The following is a 12,783-nucleotide window of genomic DNA, read 5'->3' as shown; positions in this document are numbered from 1 at the left end:
ACATCTTCCTCCGTGACGGTTCAGGGGAACGCGACGGAGAAGGTCGCCAACGACGGCGACGGCGAATACCGCAGGGCCCGGCTGATCGCGATCGTCACCGGCTTCCTCGGCGCACTGCTCGCCATCGCCACGCCGCTGCTGCCGGTCCGGCAGGACACCGCGCAGCTCGACTGGCCGCAGAACGGCACCCTGGCCAGCGTCGACGCTCCCCTCATCGGATACGTCCCCACCGACCTCACCATCACCGTGCCGTGCGCGACGGCCAAGGGCCTCGACGGTCACAACAACGTACTGCTGTCCACCGTGCCCAAACAGGCCCCCAACGCGGTGGACCGCGGCATGCTGATCCAGCGCATCGGCGGCGACCTCGTGGTGATCGTGCGCAATGTGCCGGTGGTCTCGGCTCCGCTCTCCGAAGTCCTCGGTCCCAACTGCCAGCGACTCGAGGTGACGGCGCATTCGGACAAGGTGACCGGAAAGTTCGTCGGCCTCATTCAGGGACCCAAGGATGCCAAGCCCGGGCAGCCACGCTCCGGCGAACGTGGCGGGTACGACTTCCGGCCGCAGATCGTCGGTATCTTCACCGATCTGTCCGGGCCCGCGCCCGAGGGCCTGAAACTCTCCGCGACCGTCGATACCCGCTACAGCAGCTCCCCCACCGCCCTCAAATTCATCGCGATGGTCCTGGGCGTTCTGTTGACCGCGATCTCGCTGGTCGCCCTGCACACCCTCGACGCTGCCGACGGGCGCCGCCACAAGCGCTTCATGCCCGAGGGCTGGTGGAAGCCGCGACCCCTGGACGCACTTGTCGGGGCGGTGCTGGTCTGGTGGCATTTCGTCGGCGCCAACACCTCCGACGACGGCTACATCCTGACCATGGCCCGCGTCGCGGAACGCTCGGGCTATATGGCCAACTATTACCGCTGGTTCGGGACTCCCGAATCGCCCTTCGGCTGGTACTACGACCTGCTGACCATCTGGGCGCACGTCAGCACCGCCAGCGTCTGGATGCGTCTGCCCACCCTGGCCATGGGTCTGCTGTGCTGGGCGGTGATCAGTCGTGAGGTAATTCCCCGGCTGGGGCATGCCGCGCGCACCAACCCCGTGGTGCCGTGGACAGCGGCCGCCATGTTCCTGGCGTTCTGGCTGCCGTTCAACAACGGACTGCGGCCCGAGCCCATCATCGCGCTCGGCATCCTGCTGACCTGGTGCTCGGTCGAGCGCTCCATTGCCACCAACCGACTGCTGCCGGCGGCGGCCGCGTGCATCATCGGCGCGCTCACTCTGTTCTCCGGGCCGACGGGCATCGCCTCCATCGGCGCACTGCTGGTCGCGATCGGTCCGCTGCGCACCATCGTGGCCAAGCGCGCCAAGCGATTCGGCTACGCCGCGCTGCTGGCGCCGATCCTGGCGGCCGGGCTGGTGACGCTCATCGTCATCTTCCGCGATCAAACCCTCATCGGGGAGATGCAGGCCAACGCGCTCAAATCCGCGGTCGGTCCGTCGCTGAACTGGTTCGACGAGCACGTCCGGTACGAGCGCTTGTTCCTGCCGACCACCGACGGCGCCATCTCCCGCCGATTCCCGGTACTGGCCCTGCTCATCGCACTCGGCGTGGCAGTGGCGATGACCTTGCGTAAGAACAAGATTCCCGGCACCGCGAGCGGGCCCAGCCGACGGATCATCGGCATCACCCTGATCTCGTTCGTGGCGATCATGTTCACGCCCACCAAGTGGACCCACCACTTCGGCGTGTTCGCCGGCCTCGCCGGGTCGCTCGGCGCGCTGGCCGCGGTGGCCGTGACCGCGGCGGCCATGCGTTCTCCGCGTAACCGCACGCTCTACGCCGCGATCGTGCTGTTCGTGCTCTCGCTGTCCTTCTCCAGCGTGAACGGCTGGTGGTACGTCTCCAACTTCGGCGTGCCGTGGTCGAATTCCTTCCCGCAATGGCATTTTGGCATCAGCACCGTGTTCTTCGGGTTGTCGGTGCTCGCCATCTTGATAGCCGCCTGGATGCATTTCACCGGCCGTGACCATCCCGGCCGCACGCCCGTGCATCCGGTGCTCGCGCGCATCGCCGAATCCCCACTGGCCGTCGGCACCTGGATCGTCGTGATCTGGTCGGTCTTCTCATTGACCGCGGGCATGATCAACCAGTACCCCGCCTGGTCGGTCGGGCGGTCCAACCTCGACGCGCTGCGCGGAAACGGCTGTGGGCTAGCCAACGACGTGTTGGTCGAGGAAGACCCCAATGCCGGGATGCTGCAGCCGATCGACGCCCCGGTCGGTCAGGCGCTGGCCGCCGATACCAACATCATGTTCGATCCCAACGGAATTCCGTCGGACGTGTCGGCCGACGAGGAGAACAACCCGCAGGGCTCCGACAGCTTCGTCGAACGCGACAAGAGCGGTAACGCCAACGGCAGCCAGGACACCGAGGGCGGCACCACCGTCGTGGCCGGCGTCAACGGCTCCCGCGCCCGCCTGCCCTTCGACCTCAAGCCAGAGACCACACCCGTGATGGGCAGCTATCAGGTAGGCAGCCAGCGCCCGGCCCGGTTGCAGTCGGCGTGGTATCGACTACCTCCCAAGGACGCCACCAAGCCACTGGTCGTGCTGGCGGCCGCCGGCCGATTCGATCCGGTCGAACTGCAAGTGCAGTTCGCCGGCGAGGACGGAAAGGTCTTGGGCGCCATCTCCTTCGCCGACCTGGGACCATCCCCGGCCTGGCGGAACCTGCGACTGTCCCGCGATGCGATCCCGACAAATGCGACCCGGATCCGGCTGCTGGTCACCGATGACGACTTGGCACCGCAGCACTGGATTGCGATCACCCCGCCCCGAGTTCCCTCGCTACGCTCGCTGCAGTCGGTCGTGGGATCCGATCCCGTTTTCCTGGACTGGCTTGTCGGACTTGCTTTCCCCTGCCAGCGACCGTTCGACCACAAGAACGGTGTCATCGAGATTCCGAAGTGGCGCATCCTGCCCGACCGCTTCGGCGCGGAGGCCAACTCGCCGGTGATGGACTACCTCGGCGGCGGCCCCCTGGGCATCACCGAGCTTCTACTGAAGGCCACCCCGGTGCCGACCTATCTACAGAATGACTGGTTCCGCGATTGGGGTGCGCTGCAACGGTTCACGCCGTACTACCGGAACGCCACCGAGGCGCAGCTGCAGCTCGGCACCGCCGTGCACAGCGGACTCTGGACGCCCGGGCCGCTGCGCAAGAGCAGATGAACGCCAGACGTTCGATTGGCTGATTTCCGATAGAAACTGGCAAGTTATCGGAAGCCAGTAAAACGTCGGCCAACTTCAATGGGGTTGTCAGTACAGACATCCCAGAGGAAGGCCGGCCGTGCTGCGACAAATCGCTTGGCAGTTCTTGGTGACCGCATCCCTGGCGTCGTGCCTGGTGACGGCGTTCCCAAGCCACGGGAAACCGAAGGACGACGAACCCTGCCCGCACCACCCGGTGAAGGTCGATCCGAAATGCGAACGCTCGGGAGCAATCCGGGAGAAGTCGCCACACAACGACTGACCGAGCGCCGGGACTACCGTTTGCGATGCGTTACCGCGTGCGCGGCGTAGAACACGACGCGTCGGCGTGGTGGTCAACCGTCTTGTTCGCGAACGAATTCCGCGAACCCCGGGATGGTGAACTCCAGGAGCCCATGACCCGCGACGGCGATCAGGCCCTTGTCGATGAGGCCGGCCCGGGCGGCACTGATGGCCCGCGAATCGCGTCCCATGCTGGTCGCGATGTCGGACCGTCCGGCCAACCGATCATCGGTGAGTGACTGCGCCATGGCAGACATGAACTGCTGCTGCACCGGGGTCGCGTTGTTCCAGCGCGCCCGAAAGAGCGCATCCATGTCCTCGGCGACCTGCCGGGCGGCATGCTCGACATCGGATATCTGGATCCGGCCGCCGGGGCCCGGATATCCGGCACGCGCCCACGCGGCGTCGGCGTACAGCTGCAGGGTGTGCGGGTATCCGTGCGTCTGCACGACAACCTCATCGAGCGCCTCCTCGGCCCAGTCGACTCCGACCGCGGCGGCGGGCTTGACGAGTGCCACCCTGGACGCCTCCGGGCCGAGTCGATGCAGTGTGCGGTAGGCGAACCTTTCACTGAAAGTAGCGGCGGCACTGATGATCTCCGGTGTCTGCGGCAAGCCCGCGGCGAAAACCCCGGCGGGCAGGGTACTGGCCTCGGCCTGCAGGTCCTGCCAGCTGACGGCCAGGGTGCGCAGGCCCGGCCGGTCGGCGTCCTGGACCTCGTCGATCAACAGCACCAGACCGCGATGCCCCTCCTCGCGCGCCGCCGTGGCGGTCTCGACGATCAATTCCTTGAACGACGGCTCGGCGGCGCCTTGCGCGGGTTTGATGGTCGCGCCGACCTGAGCCACACCCGGCACGCCCGCGGTGACACTCAGCTGATCGATGGCACGCACCAGACGCCCGCGCGACTTCTTTCCCCACCCCGCTGCCCGCGCACGGATCTGTGTCGCTATCGCCGCCACGAGCGGCTCGTCCCCTCCTGCGGTGACCCACACCGTCGCCACGCCCCGTGCTTCCGCCTCGCGCTGGACCTCCCGCAACAACGAGGTCTTTCCGACCCCGCGCGGTCCGGTATCGACACGGATACGCCCGATCAACCGGCCGAGCTCGGCCATGTACATCAGCCGCTCGCCGATCTCGGCAAGCTGTTCGGCACGGCCGACCACCTCGCGCGCCACCTGGCCTGGCGTGTACGGGCTGGGCTGCATATGTCCTCACTTGATACTTCGCAGGTCTGTATCAATAGGTATCAGCCGAGTCCGACATCACGGATACTTTTCGATACTTTCACCAAGGTATCAATCAGTATCGGGTAAAGAGGTCTCAATCCGGCCAACCGAGCGCGCTGCATTCCGGTGCGCGAAGCTTCGTCACATACCATCGCCCTCGTGCCTTCGCCGCTTTCACAGTCCGCGACAGCAGGTACAGCCCACCGGGCACGTCTGATTTCTTTGGCTGCGGCCACCATCGGTGTGCTGTTGTGCGTGCTCGTCCCCCTGCTGCCGGTCCGCCAGTCCACCGTCGACATCACCTGGCCCCAGGGAGTCAATGCCGACGGGAACATCACCGGCATCACGGCGCCGTTGGTGTCCGGCGCACCGCTGTCTTTCGAGGCACACATCCCCTGCACCGCCATCGCGACCCTGCCCGCGGCCGGCGGCGTGGTGCTGTCCACCAGTCCCGACGGAGGCTTCGAGGCAAGCCGGCACGCCTTGTTCGTGCGGGCGACCACCGATCTGGTGGTCGTCGCCTTCCGTGACAACGTCGCGACGGTCGCTCCGCGTAAGGCGGTGGAATCCGGCGGCTGTACCTCACTGGACATCTGGGCCAACGCCAGCGGCGTCGGCGCCAACTTCGCCGGGCTCCCAGGCACCGAGGGCACCCTGTCCATCGAGAACAAGCCTCAGGTCACCGGCCTGTTCACCGATCTGAAGGTGCCCGCGGCGGGCGGGCCGACAGCTCATGTGGTGGTCGACACCCGATTCATCACCACTCCCACCACAGTGAAACTGGCGGCCATGGTGCTCGGCATCGCCGCGGTGGCGATCGCCATCGGGGCACTGGCCGTGCTGGAACGCGGTGGGCGCAAGCTGCCCCGGAAATCTTTCCGCCTGCCGAGTCGCGCGGACCTGCTCACCAACGGCGTCGCCGACATCGGAGTTGTTGGCACACTTCTTCTTTGGCATGTGATCGGCGCCATCACCTCCGACGACGGCAATGTCCTGGTCGAGGCACGGGTCGCTCACCAGGCCGGATACGTCACCGAGTACTACCGTTACTTCGGCGCCACGGCATCCCCATTCGATTGGTATGCAACCCTTTTGAGCTGGCTCACGCAGGTGAGCACCGTCGGTGTCTGGATGCGGGTGCCGGCCACCCTCGCCGGCATCGGCACCTGGTACATCCTGCGCAAGAAGATGCTGCCCCGATTGGGTGAACAGCTCGCGGCAAGCCGGACGGCCGTGTGGACCGGCGCCTTGGTCTTCCTGGCCGCCTGGCTGCCCTTCAACAACGGCCTACGGCCCGAACCGATCATCGTGTTCGGCACGGTGCTCACCTGGATCCTGGTGGAGCGCTCCATCGCGACCCGCCGCCTGTCCCCCGCCGCGCTGGCGATCGTCGTCGCGCTGCTCGCCGCGACCGTGGCCCCGCAGGGGCTGATCGCACTCGGGCCGCTACTCGCGGGTGGGCGCGCCATCGCCCGTGTCGTGGCGGTGCGGCGCGTGCGGTACGGACGCTTCACCCCCATCGCGGTGTTGGCCGCGGCGGTCGCGGGCGTGTTCGCCTTCACCTTCCGGGATCAGACCCTGGCCACCGTCGCCGAATCCGCGCGCATCAAATACGTGGTCGGGCCGACGATCGCTTGGTACCAGGAGTTCCTGCGCTACTACTTCCTGACTGTCGAATCCAATGTCGACGGGTCGCTGACCCGTCGCATCGCGGTGTTCATCCTGCTGCTCTGCCTCTTCGGCACGCTTGCGGTGTTGCTGCGACGCGGAGTACTGCCGGGCCTGGCCAGTGGGCCAGTGTGGCGCCTCATCGGCAGCACCGCCATCGGGCTGCTGCTACTCACCTTCACCCCCACCAAGTGGGCCATCCAGTTCGGGATCTTCGCCGGGCTGGCCGGTGCGCTCGGTGCGGTCGCCGCGTTCACCTTCGCGCGCGTCGGACTGCATTCGCGACGGAACCTGGCGCTGTATGTCACCGCACTGCTGTTCATCCTGGCCTGGGCGACCTCCGGCATCAACGGCTGGTTCTATGTGGGCAACTACGGCGTGCCCTGGTTCGACAAGCAGCCGGTCATCGCCAGCCACCCGGTCACCACGATGTTCCTGGTGCTGTCGATCATCACCGCGTTGATCGCCGGGTGGCTGCACTTCCGTCTGGACTACGCCGGACACACCGAAGTCGAGAACACCCGTCGCAACCGCCTGCTGGCCTCCACTCCGCTGATGATCGTGGCCGCCATCATGGTGATCCTCGAGGTCACCTCGCTGGCCAAGGGCGTCTATGCGCGCAGCGACACCTACACCACCGGCAAGGCCAACCTGCTGGCCCTGACCGGTAGCGATCCATGCGCCATGGCCCGCGACGTGTTGGTCGAGCCGGACGCCAACGAGGGCCTGCTGCAACCCGTTCCGGGACAGCAGTCCGGCAAGTACGGCCCCCTGGGCGGCATGGATCCCGTCGGCTTCATTCCCGATGGTGTGGGTATTGGCATGACATCCCTGCCCGTCATCGGCAAGCCGGGCCTGGTGAACTCCGACGCCTCGCCGAACGCGCCGATCATGGAGGTGAGCGACGCGGCCGGGACCACCGGCGGTGTCGGCCCCACCGGGATCAACGGATCCAGTGCGCTGCTGCCGTTCGGACTGGACCCCGCCCGCACCCCGGTGATGGGCAGCTACGGCGAGAATACGATTGCCGCACATCTCAAGTCGTCATGGTACGAACTGCCGCCGGCCAGCCCCGACCGTCCGCTGGTGGTGATCTCGGCCGCGGGCGCTATCTGGTCGTTCCAGCAGGACGGCACCTTCAACCCCGAGATCAACTACGGCCAGCCGCTCAAGCTGGAATGGGGCGTCCGCGACCAGCAGAGCCCCGGCGGCGTCAGGGCTCTTCGCCAGGACTACCCCATTGACATTGGGCCGCAAACGGTCTGGCGTAACCTGCGGTTCCCGACCAAGACCGCGCCACCCGGTGCCAATGTGGTTCGCATCGTCGCCGACGACCCGAACCTATCCAGCGACCAGTGGTTGGCGTTCACCCCACCGCGAGTACCAACCCTCAAGACCGCGCAGGACCTGCTGGGCTCCGAGACGCCGGTACTCCTGGATATGGCTGTCGCGCAGAACTTCCCGTGCCAGCGGCCGTTCGGCGAGCGTCTCGGGGTGGCCGAGCTGCCCAAGTATCGTGTGATGCCCGAGCACAAGCAGGTCGCCACGTCCTCGAACATGTGGATGTCGGCCGAGGACGGTGGGCCGTTCATGTTCACCACGGCGCTGCTGCGCACCTCGTCGGTTCCCACCTACCTGCGTAACGATTGGTACCGCGACTGGGGCTCGATCGAGAAGTACGAACCCATCGTGGCGCCGGCGCTGGCACCCGATGCACAACTCACCGAGGGCTCCGTCGTCGTGAACGGCTGGACCCGTAAAGGACCGATTCGAGCCCTGCCATGACAGAGAGATCCGTGACAGACGTCTCCCCTGAGGCCCGCAAACTGAACATCGCACGTTGGACGGCAACCGTTTTCGGTCTGCTCGGGTTCGTGCTGAGCGTCTCCATCCCGCTGCTGCCGGTCACCGTGTCCACCGCGACGCTCAACTGGCCGCAGCAGGGGCAACTGAACAACGTCACCGCACCACTGATCACCCAGACACCCATGGACATGACGGTGACCGTGCCGTGCACCGTCGCCGCCTCCGCGCCGGCGGACGGTGCGGTCATCGTGGGCACCGCACCGCCGGAGGGCAAAGAGGCCGCGCTCCAAAGCCTTTTCGTCCGGGTTACCAAAGAGCGCGTCGACGTCACCGATCGCAACGTGGTGATTGCCAGCGTGCCCCGCACCAAGGTCGCCTCTCCCGACTGCCGACAGATCGTCATCACCTCGTCCGACAAGGGCACCTTCGCGACCTTCGAGGGTCTCCGAGACGAGAAGACCGGCAAGGAACTGAGCACCGGGTTCCCCGATCCCAACTTGCGCCCACAGATCGTCGGGGTCTTCACCCAGCTCAGCGGCCCCGCTCCCGCAGGGCTGAGCCTCACTGCCCACATAGACACCCGGTTCTCTTCGAGCCCAACCCTTCTCAAGCTGGCCGCGATGGTGGGTGCGGTGATCTCCACCATCAGCGCGCTGGTGGCGCTGTGGCGAATCGACCAGACCGACGGCCATCGCATGCAGCGAATCATCCCGACCCGTTGGCGCCGTTTCGATTTCACCGACACCGTGATCATGGGCGCCCTGGTGCTGTGGTACGTGATCGGCGCGGGATCGTCGGACGACGGCTATCAGATGGGCATGGCACGCACGGCCGAGCATGCCGGGTACATGGCCAACTACTTCCGCTGGTTCGGTAGCCCGGAAGACCCGTTCGGCTGGTACTACAACCTGCTGGCCATCATGACGAAGGTCAGCGACATCAGCCTGTGGATCCGGCTGCCCGACCTGGTGGCCTCATTGGTCTGCTGGCTCTTGATCAGCCGGGAAGTGCTGCCCCGCTTGGGTCCTGCCGTCGCACGCAGCAGGCCTGCGGCGTGGGCCGCAGGCTTCGTGCTCTTGGCGTCCTGGTTCCCGTTCAACAACGGTCTGCGGCCCGAGGGACAGATCGCCGTCGGGTCGTTGATCACCTGGGTGCTCATCGAGCGCGCCATCACCTCACGCCGACTGACGCCCGCCGCGCTGGCCACCATCACCGCGGCCTTCACCCTGGGCATCCAGCCGACGGGTCTGATCGCCGTCGCCGCGCTACTCGCCGGTGGCCGGCCCATTCTGCGGATCATCGTGACCAAGCATCGCCAGGTGGGCACCTGGCCGCTGGTGGCGCCGATGCTGGCGGCCGGTACGGTCATCCTGCCGGTGGTGTTCTCCGATCAGACCCTGGCAACCGTGTTCGAGGCCACCAGGATTCGCACGGCCATCGGTCCATCCCAGGCGTGGTACACCGACAACCTGCGGTACTACTACATGTTCCTGCCGACCGTCGACGGCTCGGTATCGCGGCGCTTCGGGTTCCTGCTGATCGCGGCGTGCCTGTTCATCTCGATGTTCATCCTGTTGCGCCGCAAGCGCGTTGCCGGGGTGGCTCGCGGACCCGCCTGGCGCGTGCTGGGTGTCGTCTTCGGCACCATCTTCTTCTTGATGTTCGCACCCACCAAGTGGGTGCACCACTTCGGACTCTTCGCCGCCCTTGGCGCGGCCGTCGCGGCGTTGGCCACGGTTCTGGTGTCGCCACCAGTGTTGCGCTGGAGTCGCAACCGGATGGCCGTGGTGGCAACGGTGCTCTTCGTGCTGGCCCTGAGCTGGGCCAGTGCCGCAGGCTGGTGGTATGTCTCGAGTTTCGGCATCCCGTTCAACAGCAGCATGCCCAAGATTGCAGGAATAAGCGTCAGCACAATATTTTTCGCGCTGTTCGCGCTCGCCGTGGCGTATGCCGCATGGCTGCATTTCTCGCCGCGACATGAGGACAACCGCATCACGCGGTCCATCACCTCCGCGCCGGTCGCCTGGGCCGCCGGATTCATGGTGCTCACCTCCATCTGCCAGCTGGCGATCGGCGTCGTACGGCAATACCCGTCGTACTCCAACGGCTGGGCCAACATCCGCGAGCTCGCGGGCGGATGCGGACTGGCCGACGACGTCCTCGTCGAGTCCGACGCGAACAACGGTTTCCTGCCGGCAGTCGGCGCGCCCGGGGGCCCGCTGGGCCCGCTCGGTGGCACCGATCCCTCCGGCTTCACCGCCGACGGCGTGCCGGACAAGATCGTCGCCGAGTCCATCCGGATGACCGACTCTCGGCCCGGAACCGACTACGACTGGGACTCCAAGGACCGCAACAAGACTCCGGGTATCAACGGCTCCACCGTGCGCCTGCCCTACGGGTTGGATCCGGCGCGCGTGCCGATCGTGGGTTCCTACCGTGTGGGGCCCCAGCAGCAGGCGAAGGTGAGCTCCGACTGGTATCGGCTGCCCGCGCGCGATGCCGCGCACCCCCTGATCGTGGTGACGGCGGCCGGAACCATCGCGGCCAAGAACGTCAAGGGTCCGGTATCCGGTCAGACACTGCAATTGGAGTACGGCACCACCGGTCCGGAGGGCGCGTTCATCCCGGCCGGGCGTCTCACGCCCTACGACCTGGGGCCGGCGCCGTCCTGGCGCAACCTGCGCTTCGCCCGTTCGGATATCCCCGATACCGCGACCGCCGTACGGATTATCGCGATCGACGGATCGCTGACGCCCGGCGACTGGCTCGCCTTCGCCCCGCCACGGGTTCCGGAGCTGAAGTCGTTGCAGGAGTACGTGGGTAGCAAGCGGCCCGTCCTTCTGGACTGGACCGTGGGACTGGTCTTTCCTTGCCAACAGCCGATGCTGCACCAGTACGGGATCACCGAGGTCCCCGAGTTCCGCATCACGCCGGACTACGACCAAAAGCGCAAGGACACCGACACCTGGCAGGACGGCGAGAACGGTGGCCTACTCGGCATCACCGACCTGCTGCTGCGGGCGCACGTGATGCCTACCTACCTGTCGAAGGACTGGGGCAGGGACTGGGGCTCGCTGCGCAAGCTCGACACCATCGTCGATGCCCAGCCCGCACAGATCGAGTACGGCTCACAGGTGCACAGCGGCCTGTGGAAGCCGAACCAGATTCGGATCAAGCCCTAGCTAGTGGTGGCCGCGGCGGCGATAGCCGTGGCCACCACCACCGAACAGTCCGCCCATGATGCCGCGGTAGTCCTGCGGGGCAGCTGGAGGCGGCGGGTACGAGTACGGCTGTGCGGCCGGCGGCTGGTCGATATGCGCCGACGGGCCGAAGCGCGCGGCGCCGTCCACGAACTGCTGCAGGCTGTCCTGCTCCAGCAGTAGAGCGGCGCAACCCGTGCATTGGAATGTGCGCACACCGAACCACTTCGTCGACAGCATCTGCGACTCACACTTCGGACAGGTCAGGGGCTGAACGTTTGTCATGACACATGCTAGCATGCATATGTTTGCATGAATGATTCAGAAGGAGCGGACATGGCTGCGGACACACACGAGCACGGATCCGGGCACTCCCACGGCGTGAGCGCCACCGCCGACCGGAAATGGCTGACCATCGCCCTGGTCCTGATCGGTGGCTTCATGGTGATCGAGGTCGTCATCGGCATCATCGCCCAATCGCTGGCACTGATCTCCGATGCCGGGCACATGCTGACCGATGCCGCGTCGATCGTCTTGGCGCTCATCGCCATTCGACTCGCCTCCCGCCCCGCCCGCGGCAGCTACACCTACGGGCTCAAGCGCGCCGAGATCCTGTCGGCACAGGCCAACGGAGTCACACTGTTCCTACTGGCCGCCTTCTTCATCTACGAGGGAATCCGCAGGCTGATCACTCCCCCGGAGGTATCGGGTCTGCTCGTGTTCGTGACCGCACTCGCCGGCATCGCAGTCAACGTGGCCGCCACCTGGTGCATCAGCAAGGCCAATCGATCCAGCCTCAACGTCGAGGGCGCCTTCCAGCACATCCTCAACGACCTGTACGCCTTCATCGCCACCGCCGTTGCCGGTGCCGTGGTGTGGCTGACCGGATTCACTCGTGCCGATGCCATCGCGGCCCTCGTCGTCGCCGCACTGATGCTCAAGGCCGGCTGGGGACTGGTCCGCGAGTCGGGCCGAATCTTCCTGGAGGCCGCACCCGTTGGCCTTGACCCCGATGCCATCGGGGCTCAGCTCGCATCCGTGCCATCCGTGGCCGAGGTGCACGATCTACACATCTGGCAGATCACCTCCGGTCAGCCCGCGCTGTCGGCGCACATCTTGGTCGCCCCGGATGCGGACTGCCACGGAATACGGCGCGAGGTCGAGGGGTTGCTCCATACGCAGTACGACATCGACCACACCACGCTGCAGGTCGACCACGAAGACGCCGAAGCGTCTGCGCATTGCCTCGACCCCCACGGAGAGCCGTACCGCGCCGGCGAAAGCACCTTGTCGGGTAAGAACTAGGTATCTACTATCGGGTG

7 protein-coding genes are annotated in these 12,783 nt (G+C 66.3%); 5 read left to right on the top strand and 2 right to left on the bottom strand.

Annotated features, from left to right (window positions below; genetic code table 11):
• The first annotated feature begins 12 nt into the window (after positions 1 to 12).
• Positions 13 to 3,237, top strand: a complete 3,225-nt coding sequence (locus tag MYCSP_RS00890) for an arabinosyltransferase domain-containing protein (RefSeq protein ID WP_070912171.1) — start codon at positions 13 to 15, stop codon at positions 3,235 to 3,237.
• 118 nt (positions 3,238 to 3,355) lie between these two features.
• Positions 3,356 to 3,538 (top strand): hypothetical protein, encoded by a 183-nt coding sequence (locus tag MYCSP_RS00885; RefSeq protein ID WP_070912170.1) that lies wholly within the window; start codon positions 3,356 to 3,358, stop codon positions 3,536 to 3,538.
• A gap of 73 nt (positions 3,539 to 3,611) precedes the next feature.
• On the opposite strand, the gene MYCSP_RS00880 is transcribed toward MYCSP_RS00885, so the two are convergent.
• Positions 3,612 to 4,766 carry an ATP-binding protein gene (locus MYCSP_RS00880; protein ID WP_083018747.1) on the bottom strand — a complete coding sequence of 385 codons (1,155 nt, stop codon included), beginning with the start codon at positions 4,764 to 4,766 and terminating at the stop codon, positions 3,612 to 3,614.
• Positions 4,767 to 4,946: 180 nt separating this feature from the next.
• Here MYCSP_RS00880 and MYCSP_RS00875 point away from each other — a divergent pair, with 180 nt between their 5' ends.
• Both MYCSP_RS00875 and MYCSP_RS00870 read left to right on the top strand, forming a co-directional pair.
• Positions 4,947 to 8,240, top strand: coding sequence for an arabinosyltransferase domain-containing protein (locus MYCSP_RS00875; RefSeq protein ID WP_088413018.1), 3,294 nt, complete (start codon positions 4,947 to 4,949; stop codon positions 8,238 to 8,240).
• Complete coding sequence (locus tag MYCSP_RS00870) at positions 8,237 to 11,443, top strand: arabinosyltransferase domain-containing protein (protein ID WP_088413017.1); 3,207 nt, start codon at positions 8,237 to 8,239, stop codon at positions 11,441 to 11,443. The genes MYCSP_RS00875 and MYCSP_RS00870 overlap by 4 nt, the downstream gene beginning before the upstream one ends.
• Here the strand turns inward: MYCSP_RS00870 and MYCSP_RS00865 are convergent, their stop codons facing one another.
• Positions 11,444 to 11,701, bottom strand: coding sequence for a hypothetical protein (locus MYCSP_RS00865; protein ID WP_070912166.1), 258 nt, complete (start codon positions 11,699 to 11,701; stop codon positions 11,444 to 11,446).
• A 96-nt stretch (positions 11,702 to 11,797) separates the two neighbouring features.
• On the opposite strand from MYCSP_RS00865, the gene MYCSP_RS00860 reads away from it, so the two are divergent.
• On the top strand, positions 11,798 to 12,766 hold the full coding sequence (locus tag MYCSP_RS00860; RefSeq protein WP_088415343.1) for a cation diffusion facilitator family transporter: 969 nt from the start codon (positions 11,798 to 11,800) through the stop codon (positions 12,764 to 12,766).
• Positions 12,767 to 12,783 lie beyond the last annotated feature (17 nt).

This window comes from Mycobacteroides saopaulense, assembly GCF_001456355.1.
In the GTDB taxonomy this organism is placed as follows: Bacteria; Actinomycetota; Actinomycetes; order Mycobacteriales; family Mycobacteriaceae; genus Mycobacterium; species Mycobacterium saopaulense.
The sequence above is the reverse complement of the archived record's forward strand: the minus strand, read 5'-3'. Positions and strand labels throughout refer to the sequence as shown.

Excerpts from the sequence above, each read along its gene's own strand:
- MYCSP_RS00880 (WP_083018747.1), bottom strand. The coding sequence starts at position 4,766 with ATGCAGCCCAGCCCGTACACGCCAGGCCAGGTGGCGCGCGAGGTGGTC.
- MYCSP_RS00870 (WP_088413017.1), top strand. The coding sequence starts at position 8,237 with ATGACAGAGAGATCCGTGACAGACGTCTCCCCTGAGGCCCGCAAACTG.
- MYCSP_RS00865 (WP_070912166.1), bottom strand. The coding sequence starts at position 11,701 with ATGCTGTCGACGAAGTGGTTCGGTGTGCGCACATTCCAATGCACGGGT.
- MYCSP_RS00860 (WP_088415343.1), top strand. The coding sequence starts at position 11,798 with ATGGCTGCGGACACACACGAGCACGGATCCGGGCACTCCCACGGCGTG.